The following is a 16022-nucleotide window of genomic DNA, read 5'->3' as shown; positions in this document are numbered from 1 at the left end:
CGACGGACGGGCAATCCGGCGACGACCGGAGGGGGCTGGGCGACCCCGCCAGGGGCGCGAGGAACCGCGCGAGCAACCACCCACCGGCCCAAAGTCCGCCAACGACCGCAAGGGGCTGGGCGGCCCCGCAAGGGGCGCGGGGAACTGCGCGAACAACCACCCACCGGCCGCAGGTCCGGCAACGACCGAAAGGGGCTCGGCGCCCGGCAGGGGCGCGGGGAACTGCGCGAACAACCACCCACCGGCCGCAGGTCCGGCGACGTACGGGAGGGGCACCCCGGGCGGTCCGGTGGCCCACAATGATCCCGTGCCGACAACCCCCACCCCCTACGTCGATCTGACCCGGGACCAGTGGCGCACCCTGCGCCACCGCACCCCGCTCACCCTCACCGCCGCGGAGGTGGAGCGGCTGCGCGGGCTCGGGGACGTCATCGACCTGGACGAGGTCGTGGACGTCTACCTGCCACTGGCCCGCCTGCTCAACCTCTACATCGCCGCCCACAGCGGCCTGCGCGGCGCCCTCAACACCTTCCTCGGCGACCTCGCCGACGCAGGCGGCGGCCAGAGCAACGGCCGGAGCCCCGGTCAGGCCGCCGGCCAAGGCACCGGCACCGGCGGCGTCCCCTTCGTCATCGGCGTGGCCGGCAGCGTCGCGGTCGGCAAATCCACCACCGCCCGCCTGCTGCAGGCCCTGCTCTCGCTGCCGCAGCACCCGGCCGACGGCGGCGAACGGCCCCGCAAGGTCGAGCTCGTCACCACCGACGGATTCCTGCTGCCCAACGCGGAACTCGCCCGGCGCGGCCTGATGGCCCGCAAAGGCTTCCCCGAGTCCTACGACCGCCGCGCGCTGACCCGCTTCGTCGCCGACGTGAAATCCGGCAAACCCGAGGTCGGCGCGCCGGTCTACTCGCATCTGAGCTACGACATCGTGCCCGGCGAGCGGCTCGTCGTCCGCCGCCCGGACATCCTCGTGGTGGAGGGCCTGAACGTTCTCCAGCCCGCGCTGCCCGGCAGCGACGGCCGCACCAGGATCGGGCTGGCCGACCACTTCGACTTCAGCGTCTACGTGGACGCCCGCACCGAGGACATCGAGCGCTGGTACCTGGAGCGGTTCCGCAAGCTGCGCGAGACCGCCTTCCAGGACCCCGGCTCGTACTTCCGCAGGTACACCCAGGTGACGGAGGGGGAAGCCCTGGCCTACGCCCAGTCGATCTGGCGGACCGTCAACGAGCCCAACCTGGTCGAGAACATTCTGCCGACCCGCGGCCGGGCCACCCTGGTCCTGCGCAAGGGGCCGCAGCATCGGGTGCGGCGGCTGAGCTTGCGCAAGCTGTGACGCTGCGCGGGGCCGGACCGCACGGGGTGTGCCCCTTCCGGCTGTCGCCGGACCACCGGCCGGTGGGGGGTTGCTCGCGCAGTTCCCCGCGCCCCAACCGGGGGCTAGGCGAGTGCTGACTTCACCACGTCGGCGAGGCGGCCCGCCACTGTTCTGGCGTGGTCGATGTCGGCCGCCTCGACCATGACCCGGACCAGCGGCTCCGTGCCGGAGGGGCGCAGCAGTACCCGGCCGGTGGAGCCCAGCTCCAGTTCGGCCTCGGCGATGGCGGTGGCCAGCTCGACCGCAGACTCGACCCGGGTGCGGTCCACGTCGGGCACATTGATGAGCACCTGCGGCAGCCGCACCATGACGGTGGCGAGATCGGCGAGCGAGCGCCCGGTCTCGGCGACCCGGGCGGCCAGCAGCAGCCCGGTCAGCGTGCCGTCGCCGGTGGTGGCGTGGTCGAGCACGATGACGTGCCCGGACTGCTCGCCGCCGAGCGCGTAGCCGTGCTCCTTCATCGCCTCCAGCACGTACCGGTCGCCGACCCCGGTCTGGACGAAGTCGATGCCCTCGCGCTCCATCGCCAGCTTGAAGCCGAGGTTGGACATCACCGTGCCGACCACGGTGTTCCGGCGCAGGCCGCCGCGTTCGCGCAGCGAGATCGCGAGGATGGCCATGATCTGGTCGCCGTCGATCTCCTGGCCCGCCCCGTCCACGGCCAGGCAGCGGTCGGCGTCGCCGTCGTGCGCGATGCCGAAGTCGGCGCCGTGCTCGATCACTGCGGCCTTCAGGAGGCCCAGATGGGTGGAGCCGCAGCCGTCGTTGATGTTGAGGCCGTCCGGCTGGGCGCCGATGGTGATCACCTCGGCGCCGGCCCGGGAGAACGCCTCGGGCGACACCCGGGAGGCGGCGCCGTGGGCCTCGTCGAGGACGATCTTCAGCCCGTCGAGCCGGTTGGGCAGCACACCGATGAGATGGGCCACGTACTGGTCGAAGCCCTCGTCGTAGTCCCGGACCCGGCCGACGCCGGCGCCGGTGGGACGGTTCCAGGGAGCGCCGGTGCTGTGCTCCTCGTAGACCGCCTCGATCCGCTCCTCCAGCTCGTCGTCGAGCTTGTGGCCGCCGCGGGCGAGGAACTTGACACCGTTGTCCGGCATGGCGTTGTGGCTGGCGGAGAGCATCACGCCGAGATCGGCGCCCAGCGCGCCGGTGAGATACGCCACCGCTGGGGTGGGCAGCACACCGACCCGCAGGACGTCCACGCCCGCGCTCGCGAGACCCGCCACCACGGCGGCCTCAAGGAATTCGCCGGACGCCCGGGGGTCACGGCCGACCACGGCCACCGGACGGTGCCCCGCGAAACTGCCCGCCTCGCCCAGTACGTGCGCCGCCGCCACGGACAGCCCGAGGGCCAGCTCGGCGGTGAGATCGGCGTTGGCGATGCCCCGCACCCCGTCGGTGCCGAAAAGTCGTCCCACTGTTGTTTCCTCCGATTACGTGCGAGGTGCCGCGACGCGGTCCCGCTCGTGCTGGACCGTCCGCGTGTGGTGCCGTCCCGATGGCCCACGCACGGCACCCGGGGCTCTTACGCGCCCGGACGCGCCCCGACTAGCTCTGACTAGCTCTGACTAGCTCTGACTAGCTCTGACAAGCGAGGCGTGCCAAGGGGTTGTACGGGGTGTGCATGAGCGGGGCTGCGGGACTTTCGAAGTCGTACCACCACACATATACGCCCCTGGCGTGGAATGCGAACGCCCCGGAGGCACCAGTGTGTCTCCGGGGCGTACGACACGCCGGGCGGGAGCGATCCCGCCGGAGGCGTCAGCGCTTGCTGAACTGCGGCGCCTTGCGGGCCTTCTTCAGACCGGCCTTCTTCCGCTCGACCGCGCGGTCGTCACGGGTCAGGAAGCCGGCCTTCTTGAGCGCGCCGCGGTTGTTGTCCACGTCCGCCTCGTTGAGCGCACGGGCGACGCCCAGGCGCAGCGCACCGGCCTGGCCGGAGATGCCGCCACCGTTGATACGGGCGACGACGTCGTAACGACCGTCGAGCTCCAGCACCTTGAACGGCTCGTTGACTTCCTGCTGGTGCACCTTGTTGGGGAAGTAGCCCTCAAGGGTGCGACCGTTGATCTTCCACTTACCGGAGCCCGGGATGATCCGGACGCGGGCGATGGACTGCTTGCGGCGGCCGGTGCCGGCGGCCGGCTGCGGGTCACCGAAGCGCGAGGCGAGCGACTCGGAGGTGTACTCCGACTCGACGGTCTCGGACTCGAAGGTGGTGATCTCGTCGTAGGACTCTTCGCCCTCGAGCGGGGTCTCGGCGGTGGTCTCAGCCACGATTCTCCTCAGATTCTTTCTGGTAGCTGGTGGCCGGGACTACTGCGCGACCTGGGTGATCTCGAACGGCACCGGCTGCTGGGCCGCGTGCGGGTGCTGGTCACCCGCGTAGACCTTCAGCTTCGTGAGCATCTGACGGCCCAGGGTGTTCTTGGGAAGCATGCCCTTGACGGCCTTCTCGATGGCCTTCTCCGGGTGCTTGTCCAGCAGCTCGTCGTAACGCACGGAGCGCAGGCCGCCGGGGTAACCCGAGTGGCGGTACGCCATCTTCTGGGTCTTCTTGTTGCCGGTCAGGTGCACCTTGTCGGCGTTGATGATGATGACGAAGTCACCGGTGTCGACGTGCGGGGCGTAGATGGGCTTGTGCTTGCCCCGCAGAAGGGACGCGGTCTGGGTCGCCAGACGGCCCAGGACAACGTCCCGCGCGTCGATGACGTGCCACTGGCGAGTGACATCGCCGGGCTTGGGGCTGAACGTACGCACGGTCGTATGCCTTCGCTTCTTCTCAGTGAGTGTGATCCTGACAAGGCCACCCGGACGATCACGACAGCCTTGGCCGCATTCGGGGACGCAACCCGTCTGCCTGCCGCTGGTCATCGGCCCGGTGGACCGGCGTAAGGGCCCCTCACGTGAGATAAGGCAAGCCAATACGCATAAGTTTCAAGGTATCAGGATAGCCAGCAGGGCCGTACGGGTCAAAACGGTGGCCGCCGCCCTACGCCCCTCCGCTCCGTACACACCACCTCACCGCTTGCGCTCGACGCGCCGCTCGTCCCACACCGGCTCCGGCGTCTCCCGCACCAGGCCGTCGGAGCCGAAGACCAGATAGCGGTCGAAGGAGCGGGCGAACCATCGGTCGTGGGTGACGGCGAGCACCGTCCCGTCATAGGACTCCAGGCCCTCCTGGAGTGCCTCGGCGCTCTCCAGGTCGAGGTTGTCGGTGGGCTCGTCGAGCAGCAGCGCGGTGGTGCCGACCAGCTCCATCAGCAGGATCTGGAAACGGGCCTGCTGGCCGCCGGAGAGTTTGTCGAAGGGCTGGTCGCCCTGGCGCTCCAGCTCGTACCGGCGCAGCACCGACATGGCCCGGCCCCGGTCGTGCGCGTGCTCGCTCCACAGGATGTCGACCAGAGTGCGGCCGATCAGCTCGGGATGCGCGTGCGTCTGGGCGAAGTGGCCCGCCACCACCCGGGCACCCAGCTGGTACGTGCCGGTGTGCGCCACCGAGGTGTCCCCGGCGAGCAGCCGCAGGAAGTGCGACTTGCCCGAGCCGTTGGAGCCGAGCACCGCGACCCGCTCGCCGTAGAAGACCTCCAGGTCGAACGGCCGCATCAGGCCGGTCAGTTCGAGCTGCCGGCAGGTCACCGCGCGGACGCCGGTCCGGCCGCCCTTGAGCCGCATCCTGATGTCCTGCTCGCGCGGCGGCTCCTGCGGGGCGCCCGCCTCCTCGAACCGGCGCAGCCTGGTCTGGGCCGCGTGGTAGCGGGAGGCCATGTCGGGGCTGATCGCCGCCTGCTGGCGCAGGCGCAGCACCATCGCCTTGATCTTGGCGTGCTCCTCCTCCCAGCGGCGGCGCAGCTCCTCGAAGCGGGCGAAGCGCTCCTTGCGGGCCTCGTGGAAGGTACCGAAGCCGCCGCCGTGGATCCAGACCGTCGAGCCGGCCGGGCCGGTCTCCACGCTGACGATCCGCCGCGCGGTGCGGGCCAGCAGCTCACGGTCGTGGCTGACGAAGAGCACCGTCTTCTTGGTCTGTTCGAGCTGCTCCTCCAGCCAGCGCTTGCCGGGGACGTCCAGATAGTTGTCCGGCTCGTCCAGCAGCAGCACCTCGTCGGGGCCGCGCAGCAGCGCTTCGAGCACCAGCCGCTTCTGCTCGCCGCCGGAGAGCGTCTTGACCTCGCGCCACTGCGCCCGTTCGTACGGCACCCCGAGCGCCGCCATGGTGCACATGTCCCACAGCGTCTCGGATTCATAGCCGCGCGCCTCGGCCCAGTCGCTGAGCGCCGTCGCGTACGCCATCTGGGCCGGTTCGTCGTCCTGCGCCATGATCGCCAGCTCGGCTGCGTCGACCGCCTTGGCCGCGGTCTGGATCCGCGAGTGCGCCACCGAGACCAGCAGGTCACGGACGGTACGGTCGTCGCGGACGCTGCCGACGAACTGGCGCATCACGCCGAGGCCGCCGCTGACCGTGACGGTGCCCGAGTGGGGTTTGAGCTCGCCGGCGACAAGCCGGAGCAGGGTGGTCTTTCCCGCGCCGTTGGGGCCCACCAGGGCCGCCACGGCGCCTTCGCCGACCCGGAACGAGACGTCGCCGAGCAGCGCCCGCCCGTCCGGCAGGTAGTACTCGATGTGCGCTGCTTCCACATGTCCCATGGGTGGATTCTCCCCGGAGGCCCGCTTCGGCCCCAACTCGTTTTCCCTGACGGGTGGCCGGTGCGCCGGTCGGTGTGCCGCCGCGTGTGATGGCCGACGGGATGGCCGGACCATGGCCAACATGGCCGGAACCCGCTCCGAATACAGCCATCCCCGGTACGGCAATATGATGCGCGACATGACTGAAGGGCCCGGGCAGCAGCCACCGCAGGATCCGCGTTCCACAGCCCCCGAGGGCGGCCGCGAGATCCTGGAGGGACGTGTCATCCCCTCCCGGTCGCAAGCGCAGCGACAGTACGACGCTCCTCCGCCGCGGCAGCCACAGCCGCAGGACGATCCGCGGCAGCAGTTCGCCGCGCCGCCACCGGCCGCGCCAGGGGCCGGCGCGGCCCCACAGGCGCCGGGGGCGGGACCGGCCTGGAGCACCCAGGAGCCCCAGCAGGGACCGCGCCCTGGACAACCGGGTCCCGACGCGGGGCCGCGGGGCCAGGCCGCTCAGCAGGCACCCCAGGCACCCCAGGCCCCGCAACACGCCCAGGGCCCGCGGCAGTCGGACCCCGGCCCGCAGGACCAGCAGCCCGGCCAGGGGTTCAGCGGCCAGGCCGCCGCCTTCCAGCAGCGGATCCAGCAGATACGCGAGGCCGCGGCGGCCGAAGAGGCGAACGAAGAGGGAGCGGCCAGAGGTGCCGGCGCCAAGGCGGCGCGGGCGGGCAAGGGATCCGGTGCGGGCGCGCCGCCCAAGGCGCCCGGCTCGCACCGCGCCTCCGGCGGCCCCCGGTCGGGCCCCGGCACCCCCGACTGGAGCGCGCTCGCCGACGAACAGGCGGCCGGCGCCCGCCGCCGTAAGGTCATGATGCTGACCGGCGGAATCGTCGCCGTGGCGGTCATCGCCGGCGGTGTGGCGACCGCCGTCGTCCTGTCCGGCAAGAGCTCGGACAGCGCGGCGGGCCCGACGGCCGCCGCCAGTACGGCCGGCCAGCCGACGCTGCCGCCCGCCCCGTCCTTCTCCTCGGTCGCCCCGCCGCCGCCCGCCAACCCGCTCGACTACATCGGCACCGCCGCCAAGGACAAGGCGCCGCTCACCGCGGACTCCCTCTTCCCCGGCAAGCAGTTCGTGCTCAACGGCCGTACGTACGTGAAGACCGCGGCGGTCAGCACGGCCAACTGCGAGAGCGGCGCCCGTGACGCGGTCGCCACCGCGCTGGCCGCGAACGGCTGCCACCAACTGGTCCGCGCCACCTACACCAACGGCCCGCTGGCCGTCACCGTCGGCGTCGCCGTCTTCGACGACAGCGCGCGCGCCGCCAAGGTGCAGCACACCGCCCGCTATCTGGCCCCGCTCAACGGCGGCGGCGTCAAGGACTTCTGCCACGCGGTGTACTGCCAGATGACCTCGAACGCGGTCGGCCGCTACGCCTACTTCGCCATCTCCGGCTACAAGAACGGCAAGACCCTGGCCGTCAAGGACAGCATCGGCCGGCGCGCCGCCAACGAGGCGTCCAACTTCGCCTTCCAGCGGATCGTGCAGCGCGGCAAGGACGCGGCGGCGGCCGACCCCGACCGGGGCTGATCAGCGCTGGTGGAGGGGGCCGGTCCGGCTGCTAGTAGGTCGCGCCGGACCGGGCCCCTACAGGCAGCCGGGGAGGGTGCGCTTGTTGCGGGCCGCCAGGTTGCGGGCGGCGAGCTGGTCGTCCGGCGGGTAGCCGACCTCTTCGAGGGTGAGGCCGTGCGGGCGCAGCACGTTGACGGCGGAGTGCCGCTCCCGGCCGGCCAGCACCTCACCGGGGAAACCGGCCGGCCGGTGGCCGTCGCCGACCAGGATCATCGCGCCCACCAGGGCCCGCACCATGTTGTGGCAGAAGGCGTCGGCCCGTACGGTCGCCACCGCGAGCCCGTCGGCGGTCCGCTCCCAGTGCAGGTCGAGCAGGGTCCGGATGGTCGTCGCGCCGTCCCGCTTCTTGCAGTACGCGGCGAAGTCGTGCTCGCCGAGCAGCAGTTTGGCGGCCGTGTTCATCGCGTCCACGTCCACCGGGCGGTCGTGCCAGAGCACATGGCCGCGCACCAGCGGATCGACGCCGCCGGGGTGGTCGCCGACCCGGTACGCGTAGCGGCGCCAGATCGCCGAGAAGCGCGCGTTGAACCCGGCGGGTGCCGCCTCCGCCCGCCACACCCGTACGTCCCACGGCAACCGGCCCGCCAGCCGGCGGCGCAGCCGCCCGCTCTCCCGCGCCCACACCTCCGCCGGCAGGTCGACGTGGGCCACCTGGCCGCGCGCGTGCACGCCGGCGTCGGTCCGCCCGGCCACCGTCAGCTCGACCGGCTCCGAGAGCCGCAGCACGGTCCGGATCGCCGACTCCAGCTCGCCCTGTACGGTCCGCCGCTCGCGCTGCTTGGCCCAGCCGGAGAACTCCGCACCGTCGTAGGACAGGTCGAGCCTGACCCGGACGAAGCCGGGGGCGGGGTCGTCGCTCACGCTTCGCTCCTCACTCATGCCTGCTGCCTGTTCGTCGCCGCTCATGCGGGCGGGCCCGCACCCCGTGGGGTGCGAGCCCGCCCGTTCGGACGTCAGAACGCTCAGGCGTCCTTGGACTCCGTGCCGTCCTCGTCGGTGGCGGCAGCCTCATCAGTGGCGGCAGCCTCGTCGGCCGGAGCGGCGGCCTCGTCCTCAGTGTCCTCGGTCGCCGGCTTGGCGTCCTCGGGCTCGGCCTTCTTCAGGGTGTCTTCCTTGACCGCGCGCTTCGTGGCCGCCTCGGCTTCGCCGGTCGCCTGCTGGGCCACGGTGAGCGCCTCGACCAGCTCGATGACCGCCATCGGGGCGTTGTCGCCGCGGCGGTTGCCGATCTTGGTGATCCGGGTGTAGCCACCCGGGCGGTTCTCGTAACGCGGCGCGATCTCGGTGAAGAGCGTGTGCACGATGCTCTTGTCCGTGATCGACTGGAGAACCTGGCGACGGTTGTGGATGTCGCCCTTCTTCGCCTTGGTGATCAGGCGCTCCGCGACCGGGCGCAGCCGGCGCGCCTTGGCCTCGGTGGTGGTGATGCGGCCGTGCTCGAAGAGGGACCTCGCGAGGTTCGCGAGGAGCAGCTTCTCGTGCGCGGCGCCGCCGCCCAGACGGGCACCCTTGGCGGGCTGAGGCATGGTCTTTCTCCTTCTACGCTGCACCGGCCGTGTCAGGTACCGGTGTCAGGCCGGGCGTGCGGCTGCAAACCCGGTACCCCGAGGCTACCGCCTCGGGTCTCGCCCCTTAGGGGCGCGAGGAACTGCGCGAGCAACCGGCCGCCGGCCGGTGGTCCGGATACGACAGCAACAGCCCCTTTGGGCCGGTGACGACCCGCAGGCGCGCTGTGGGCTGAGCGCGCAGTTCCTCGCGCCCCTGGAGGGGCACGTCAACCGTGGCGGACGCGGAATCCCCGCTGACCGCCGGAGGTACTAGTACTGCTCGGTCTCCACGAAGCCCGCATCCACATCGTCGTCCGCGCCGAACGCGTCCGCCGCGGCGGTGGGGTCGAATCCGGGCGGGCTGTCCTTCAGGGCCAGGCCCATGCCGGCCAGCTTCGCCTTGACCTCGTCGATCGACTTCGCACCGAAGTTGCGGATGTCGAGCAGGTCCGCCTCGGAGCGGGCCACCAGCTCACCCACGGAGTGGATGCCCTCGCGCTTGAGGCAGTTGTAGGAGCGGACGGTGAGTTCCAGCTCCTCGATCGGGAGCGCCAGATCCGCGGCCAGGGCGGCGTCCGTGGGGGACGGGCCCATGTCGATGCCCTCGGCGTCGACGTTCAGCTCGCGGGCCAGGCCGAAGAGCTCGACCAGGGTCTTGCCGGCCGACGCCATCGCGTCACGCGGCCGCATGGCCTGCTTGGTCTCGACGTCGACGATCAGCTTGTCGAAGTCGGTGCGCTGCTCGACACGGGTCGCCTCTACCTTGTAGGTGACCTTGAGCACCGGGCTGTAGATGGAGTCGACCGGGATCCGGCCGATCTCCTGGCCCTGCTGCTTGTTCTGCACCGCGGAGACGTAGCCGCGACCGCGCTCGACGGTCAGCTCCATCTCCAGCTTGCCCTTGGCGTTCAGCGTGGCGAGCACCAGGTCGGGGTTGTGCACCTCGACACCGGCCGGCGGCGCGATGTCGGCGGCGGTGACGACGCCCGGGCCCTGCTTGCGCAGGTACATCACGACCGGCTCGTCGTGCTCGGAGGAGACGACGAGCTGCTTGATGTTGAGGATGACGTCGGTGACGTCCTCCTTGACGCCCGGCACGGTGGTGAACTCGTGCAGGACCCCGTCGACCCGGATCGAGGTGACCGCCGCACCCGGGATCGAGGAGAGGAGCGTACGGCGCAGGGAGTTTCCGAGGGTGTAGCCGAAGCCCGGCTCCAGCGGCTCGATCACGAACCGGGAGCGGAATTCGTCGACGACCTCTTCGGTCAACGATGGACGCTGAGCGATCAGCATGTGGTGGATCCTTCAGTCGTGGGCGCCCGCTATTTGACGCCCCCAGTAATACGAGGGTACGGGTGGCACGGCTTTTCCCGCCAAAATCTACCGAAACCTACCGGGATCCTGGAGAAAAGCCGCACCACCCGTGACCGAGAGCCGATCTTCCGGCTACTCGGGGTTACTTCGAGTAGAGCTCGACGATGAGCTGCTCCTGCACCTGGGTGTCGATCACCTGGCGCTCGGGCATGCTGTGCACGAGGATCCGGAGCTTGCCCGCGTTGGCCTCGAGCCACGCCGGCACGGTCTTGTCGCCGGCCTCGCCCTGGGCCACCGCGAACGGGGTCAGGTTGCGGGACGACTCGCGCACCTCGACGATGTCGTTCACAGCCACGCGAGCCGACGGGATGTCGTTCTTGCGGCCGTTGACGGTGATGTGTCCGTGACGGACCAGCTGACGGGCGTGGTCGCGGGACTTGGCGAAGCCGGCCCGGTACACCACGTTGTCGAGGCGGGTCTCAAGGATGCGCAGAAGGTTCTCACCGGTCTTGCCGGTCTTCTGGTTCGCTTCCTTGTAGTAGTTCACGAACTGCTTTTCGAGGACGCCGTAGATACGAGCGCACTTCTGCTTCTCACGAAGCTGAAGCAGGTACTCGCTGTCCTTGGTGCGCCCGCGTCCGTGCTCACCCGGGGGGTAAGGACGGATCTCAATCGGGCACTTCGCGCTTTCGCACTTGGCTCCCTTGAGGAAGAGCTTCTGCTTCTCCCGACGGCAACGCTTGCAGTCGGCCCCGGTGTATCGCGCCATGTGTCTCGTTCTCCTGTTGTCGGCTGGTCAGACGCGGCGGCGCTTCGGCGGGCGGCAGCCGTTGTGCGGGGTCGGGGTGACGTCCTGGATCGAACCGACCTCAAGGCCGGTGGCCTGGAGGGAGCGGATCGCGGTCTCCCGGCCGGAGCCGGGGCCCTTCACAAAGACGTCCACCTTGCGCATGCCGTGCTCCTGCGCGCGGCGGGCGGCCGACTCGGCGGCCATCTGCGCGGCGAAGGGGGTGGACTTGCGCGAGCCCTTGAAGCCGACGTGACCGGCGGAGGCCCAGGAGATCACATTCCCGGCGGGGTCCGTGATCGAGACGATGGTGTTGTTGAACGTGCTCTTGATGTGGGCGTGCCCATGAGCGACGTTCTTCTTTTCCTTGCGGCGCACCTTCTTGGCTGCACCCTGACGGCCCTTAGGAGGCATGTGTGGGTTTCTCCCGGTGGAGGTGATCGGTCCTACAGCGAAGACCGCTGATGAGCGTCCGGCTGAGGACTACTTCTTGCCCGGCTTCTTCTTACCGGCGATGGCGCGACGCGGGCCCTTGCGGGTGCGGGCGTTGGTGTGAGTGCGCTGGCCGTGGACCGGCAGGCCCCGACGGTGACGCAGACCCTGGTAGCAGCCGATCTCGACCTTGCGGCGGATGTCGGCCTGGATTTCGCGACGGAGGTCACCCTCGGTCTTGAAGTTGGCGTCCACGTAGTCGCGGAGCTTCACGAGGTCGTCCTCGGAAAGGTCGCGAACGCGGACGTCGGGGCTCACACCGGTTTCCTTCAGCACTTCGAGGGAGCGGGAGCGCCCGATGCCGAAGACGTAGGTGAGGGCGATCTCCACGCGCTTCTCGCGCGGGAGGTCAACGCCTGAAAGGCGTGCCATGTGCTTGGCTCCTGATGGTTTCGGAGGTCTTCCACAGCACCGGTTCCCCATCCGCCGTACCAGGTACGGATCGGGTCCCCGGCCTCCACCGGGGGTGTCATCCCCTGGGAGCAGGGGATGGGTGACTGCGTATGAGCGGGTGTGCGTCGCGCGAAGTTCTGCTAAGGCAGGTGGTCGGCTTGCGTCAGCCCTGGCGCTGCTTGTGGCGCAGGTTGTCGCAGATGACCATGACCCGGCCGTGGCGCCGGATCACCTTGCACTTGTCGCAGATCTTCTTGACGCTCGGCTTGACCTTCATGGGTCTCAGGTTCTCCGGGTCTTGTTTGATCTACAAGCGGTTACTTGTATCGGTAGACGATCCGGCCGCGCGTCAGGTCGTACGGAGACAACTCCACGACGACCCGGTCATCCGGGAGGATGCGGATGTAGTGCATCCGCATCTTGCCGCTGATGTGCGCGAGGACCTTGTGACCGTTCTGCAGCTCCACCTTGAACATCGCGTTCGGCAGAGACTCGATCACGGTGCCTTCGATTTCGATGGCGCCTTGCTTTTTGGCCATGTCCTACTTTCGGGATCGGCTACCGGGGGCCGGCTCCAGACATGCCGGATGGCACACGAGAGCCGACGTATGAGTCTACGCCACGCCCACCCGAAAGACGAATCAGGGGAGAATCAGGTGAGCATGCCCACCGATCAAGATCGCTAAGCGGGGTCGGGCGCGGTGGTGATGCCGAACTCGGCGAGTTTGGCGCGACCGCCGTCAGGGGCGGTGAGGACGATCGGGCCCTCCTCGGTGAGGGCGATGGAGTGCTCCCAGTGGGCGGCCCACGAGCCGTCGTCGGTCTTCACGGTCCAGTCGTCCCGCAGCACGTGGGTGGCCGGGGAGCCGAGCGTCACCATCGGCTCGATGGCCAGGCAGACGCCCGGCACCAGCTTGATGCCGCGGCCGCGCTTCTTGGTGACGTAGTTCAGCAGATGCGGGTCCATGTGCATCTCGCTGCCGATGCCGTGGCCGCCGTAGTCCTCGACGATGCCGTACTTACCCGAGGCGGGGCGGGGCTGGCGGCGGATGTACGTCTCGACGGCCCGGGAGATGTCCTCCAGCCGGCTGTTCTTGCGGAAGGCCGCGATACCGGCCCACATCGACTCCTCGGTCACCCGGCTGAGCTCGATCAGCTCGGGCGCGTGCCCGGTGCCGATGAAGCAGGTGAAGGCGGCGTCGCCGTGCCAGCCGTCGATGATCGCGCCGGCGTCCACCGAGAGGATGTCGCCGTCCTTGAGCACCGTCGTACGGTCGGGGATGCCGTGCACCACCACATCGTTGACCGAGGTGCAGATGTTGCCGGGGAAGCCGCCGTACCCGAGGAAGTTCGGCTTGGCGCCGTGGTCGGCGATCACCTTGGCGGCGATCTCGTCGAGGTCCTTGGTGGTCGCACCGGGCACCGCCGCGGCCCGCGTGGCCTCGTGGATGGCCGCGACGACCAGCCCCGCCGCCCGCATCTTCGCGATCTGCTCCGGTGTCTTGATCTCCACCATCGCCGCCGACGACCTCCCTCTGTCCGTGCTGCCGCTGCCGCTGCCGCTGCTGTGCCGTGCCGTGCTGTGCTGCGTGGATCGTTGAGCCCGTACAACCATACGGCCGTGGCGCCCACAAGGGACACCACGGCCGTATGCCGTGCTGAGGCAGGAGAGGACACACCCAAGCCGGAGAACCGGCCGGGAAGGCCCTAGTGCTGGTGCTGGGTGTGCCGCAGCGCTTCCATCGCCCGCTTGGTCACCTCGGGCACCGGCCCGAGCGCCGAGATCGTCACGACGAGATTCTGCTGCTTGTAGTAGTCGATGATCGGCTCGGTCTCGCGGTGGTAGACCTCGAGCCGGTTGCGCACCGTGTCCTCGGTGTCGTCCGGACGCTGGTACAGCTCGCCGCCGTCCTCGTCGCAGACGTTGTCCCGCTTGGGCCGCTTGTACTCGATGTGGAAGACATGCGCGCTGTCGTTGCGGCAGGTGCGGCGGCCGGCGATCCGCTTGACCACCTCGGCCTCCGGCACCTCCAGGTCGAGCACGCCGTCCAGCCTGATGCCCTTGCGGTCCAGGTAGGCGTCGAGTGCCCGCGCCTGCTGCTCATTGCGCGGGAACCCGTCGAGCAGGAAGCCGTCCGCCGCGTCCTGCTGGTCGAGCCGGTCCTCCGCCATGGCGATGGTGACCTCGTCGGGTACGAGATTACCGGCGTCCATGTACGCCTTTGCCTGCTTGCCCAGCTCAGTGCCCTGGCTGATGTTGGCGCGGAACAGGTCGCCCGTGGAGATGTGCGGGATCGACAGGTTCTTGGCGAGGTACGCGGCCTGCGTCCCCTTGCCGGCGCCGGGCGGCCCGACCAGGACGATTCGCATCAGCGGAGGAACCCTTCGTAGTTACGCTGCTGGAGCTGGCTCTCGATCTGCTTCACGGTTTCCAGGCCCACACCCACGATGATCAGGATGCTGGTGCCGCCCAGCGGGAAGTTGCCGTTGCTCCCGTTGAAGATCGCGATGGCGATCGTGGGAACGAGGGCGATGAGACCCAGATACAGCGCACCAGGCCAGGTGATGCGGTTCAGTACGTAACTGAGGTACTCGGCGGTCGGGCGACCGGCCCGGATACCGGGGATGAAGCCACCGTACTTCTTCATGTTGTCGGCGACTTCCTCGGGGTTGAAGGAGATCGCGACGTAGAAGAAGGCGAAGAAGACGATCAGCAGGAAGTACGCCGCCATGTAGATCGGGTGGTCGCCCTTGGTCAGGTTCTGGCTCACCCATTGCGCCCAGCCGGCCGTCGAGCCGGAGAACTGGACGATCAACGCCGGGATGTACAGCAGCGACGAGGCGAAGATGACCGGGATGACACCGGCCTGGTTCACCTTGAGCGGGATGTACGTGGAGGTGCCGCCGTACGACCGCCGGCCGATCATCCGCTTGGCGTACTGCACCGGGATCCGGCGCTGGGCCTGTTCGACGAAGACCACCAGGGCCACCATCGCCAGCCCGATCGCGATCACCGCGAGGAACTCCACCCAGCCGTCGGCGATCTTGCCGGAGACCTTGATCGCCCACAGCGAGCCGGGGAAGCCGGCCGCGATGGCGACGAACATCAGGATCGACATGCCGTTGCCGATGCCGCGGTCGGTGATCAGCTCACCGAGCCACATGATCATCACGGTGCCCGCGGTCATCGTGGCCACCATCGTGATGGTGGTGAAGATCGACTGGTTCGGCACGATCTGGCTGGCGTTCTGGCAGCTCGAGAAGAGGGTGCCGGAACGGGCGGTGGCCACCAGGCCGGTGCCCTGGAGCACGGCGAGGGCGACCGTCAGATACCGGGTGTACTGGGTGATCTTCGTGGTGCCGGCCTGGCCCTCCTTCTTGAGGGCCTCAAGGCGTGGAATCACCACGGTGAGGAGCTGAAGGATGATGCTGGCCGTGATGTACGGCATGATCCCCAGCGCGAAGATCGTGAGCTGGAGCAGCGCGCCGCCGCTGAACAAGTTCACCAGCCCGAAGAGGCTGTTGTTGCTCTTCGTGTCCTTGATGCACTCGTTGACCACCGAGTAGTCGATACCAGGCACCGGGACGTGGGCACCGAGGCGGTAGACCACCACGATGCCAAGTGTGAACAGCAGCTTCTTGCGCAGGTCGGGCGTCCTGAACGCCCGGGCGAACGCGGTGAGCACGGTGCCTCCTGCACCCCCCGCGCACGGCGGAAGGTCGGTCTGGTGAGGTTCTGACAGATCTGACAGATACGGCCGCTTACTACTGTCGCACTCGCGAAAGCACACAGGCTTTCGGAGAATAACAGCGTTCGCCACCCTACCCGCGAGGCAGGCTCGCTAGGAATGA

General features: G+C 69.3%; 17 protein-coding genes. 2 read left to right on the top strand and 15 right to left on the bottom strand.

Annotated features, from left to right (window positions below; all coding sequences use genetic code 11):
- Positions 1 to 289 precede the first annotated feature (289 nt).
- Complete coding sequence (coaA, locus tag OG519_RS21450; protein ID WP_405586361.1) at positions 290 to 1336, top strand: type I pantothenate kinase; 1047 nt, start codon at positions 290 to 292, stop codon at positions 1334 to 1336.
- Positions 1337 to 1440: 104 nt separating this feature from the next.
- Here the strand turns inward: coaA and glmM are convergent, their stop codons facing one another.
- From glmM to OG519_RS21430, 4 genes are all read right to left on the bottom strand, one after another.
- On the bottom strand, positions 1441 to 2799 hold the full coding sequence (gene glmM / locus OG519_RS21445; protein WP_405586359.1) for a phosphoglucosamine mutase: 1359 nt from the start codon (positions 2797 to 2799) through the stop codon (positions 1441 to 1443).
- 343 nt (positions 2800 to 3142) lie between these two features.
- Positions 3143 to 3658: a 30S ribosomal protein S9 gene (gene rpsI / locus OG519_RS21440; RefSeq protein ID WP_405586356.1), complete on the bottom strand. Its 516-nt coding sequence runs from the start codon at positions 3656 to 3658 to the stop codon at positions 3143 to 3145.
- A 39-nt stretch (positions 3659 to 3697) separates the two neighbouring features.
- A complete protein-coding gene (gene rplM / locus OG519_RS21435; protein ID WP_405586353.1) occupies positions 3698 to 4141 on the bottom strand; it encodes a 50S ribosomal protein L13 in 444 nt (147 codons plus the stop codon).
- Positions 4142 to 4402: 261 nt separating this feature from the next.
- Positions 4403 to 6025 (bottom strand): ABC-F family ATP-binding cassette domain-containing protein, encoded by a 1623-nt coding sequence (locus OG519_RS21430; protein ID WP_405586350.1) that lies wholly within the window; start codon positions 6023 to 6025, stop codon positions 4403 to 4405.
- A gap of 178 nt (positions 6026 to 6203) precedes the next feature.
- Here OG519_RS21430 and OG519_RS21425 point away from each other — a divergent pair, with 178 nt between their 5' ends.
- Positions 6204 to 7595, top strand: coding sequence for a hypothetical protein (locus tag OG519_RS21425; protein ID WP_405586347.1), 1392 nt, complete (start codon positions 6204 to 6206; stop codon positions 7593 to 7595).
- A 57-nt stretch (positions 7596 to 7652) separates the two neighbouring features.
- Here the strand turns inward: OG519_RS21425 and truA are convergent, their stop codons facing one another.
- The 11 genes from truA to secY form a co-directional block, all read right to left on the bottom strand.
- Positions 7653 to 8498 carry a tRNA pseudouridine(38-40) synthase TruA gene (truA, locus tag OG519_RS21420; protein ID WP_405586344.1) on the bottom strand — a complete coding sequence of 282 codons (846 nt, stop codon included), beginning with the start codon at positions 8496 to 8498 and terminating at the stop codon, positions 7653 to 7655.
- 101 nt (positions 8499 to 8599) lie between these two features.
- The gene (rplQ, locus tag OG519_RS21415; protein WP_405586341.1) at positions 8600 to 9163 is read right to left on the bottom strand and encodes a 50S ribosomal protein L17; all 564 of its coding nucleotides are present in this window, start codon (positions 9161 to 9163) and stop codon (positions 8600 to 8602) included.
- 291 nt (positions 9164 to 9454) lie between these two features.
- Positions 9455 to 10477: a DNA-directed RNA polymerase subunit alpha gene (locus tag OG519_RS21410; protein WP_033177813.1), complete on the bottom strand. Its 1023-nt coding sequence runs from the start codon at positions 10475 to 10477 to the stop codon at positions 9455 to 9457.
- 163 nt (positions 10478 to 10640) lie between these two features.
- Entirely contained in the window at positions 10641 to 11267 is a 627-nt protein-coding gene (gene rpsD, locus OG519_RS21405; protein WP_311298484.1) for a 30S ribosomal protein S4, read from the bottom strand.
- A 27-nt stretch (positions 11268 to 11294) separates the two neighbouring features.
- Positions 11295 to 11699 carry a 30S ribosomal protein S11 gene (rpsK, locus tag OG519_RS21400; protein ID WP_006376016.1) on the bottom strand — a complete coding sequence of 135 codons (405 nt, stop codon included), beginning with the start codon at positions 11697 to 11699 and terminating at the stop codon, positions 11295 to 11297.
- A gap of 69 nt (positions 11700 to 11768) precedes the next feature.
- Positions 11769 to 12149: a 30S ribosomal protein S13 gene (gene rpsM, locus OG519_RS21395; protein WP_405586336.1), complete on the bottom strand. Its 381-nt coding sequence runs from the start codon at positions 12147 to 12149 to the stop codon at positions 11769 to 11771.
- A gap of 184 nt (positions 12150 to 12333) precedes the next feature.
- A complete protein-coding gene (gene rpmJ / locus OG519_RS21390) occupies positions 12334 to 12447 on the bottom strand; it encodes a 50S ribosomal protein L36 (RefSeq protein ID WP_003956441.1) in 114 nt (37 codons plus the stop codon).
- Positions 12448 to 12487: 40 nt separating this feature from the next.
- Entirely contained in the window at positions 12488 to 12709 is a 222-nt protein-coding gene (gene infA, locus OG519_RS21385; RefSeq protein ID WP_003956442.1) for a translation initiation factor IF-1, read from the bottom strand.
- 143 nt (positions 12710 to 12852) lie between these two features.
- Positions 12853 to 13686, bottom strand: coding sequence for a type I methionyl aminopeptidase (gene map, locus OG519_RS21380; protein ID WP_405586333.1), 834 nt, complete (start codon positions 13684 to 13686; stop codon positions 12853 to 12855).
- A 191-nt stretch (positions 13687 to 13877) separates the two neighbouring features.
- Positions 13878 to 14540, bottom strand: coding sequence for an adenylate kinase (locus OG519_RS21375; protein WP_405586331.1), 663 nt, complete (start codon positions 14538 to 14540; stop codon positions 13878 to 13880).
- On the bottom strand, positions 14540 to 15856 hold the full coding sequence (gene secY / locus OG519_RS21370) for a preprotein translocase subunit SecY (protein ID WP_405586328.1): 1317 nt from the start codon (positions 15854 to 15856) through the stop codon (positions 14540 to 14542). Before secY ends, OG519_RS21375 begins: the two co-directional genes overlap by 1 nt.
- Between the last annotated feature and the right edge of the window lie 166 nt (positions 15857 to 16022).

Source organism: Streptomyces sp. NBC_01190 (assembly GCF_045039895.1).
Classification (GTDB): domain Bacteria; phylum Actinomycetota; class Actinomycetes; order Streptomycetales; family Streptomycetaceae; genus Actinacidiphila.
Note: the sequence above shows the minus strand (reverse complement) of the source record. Positions and strands in the feature narration are given on the sequence as shown.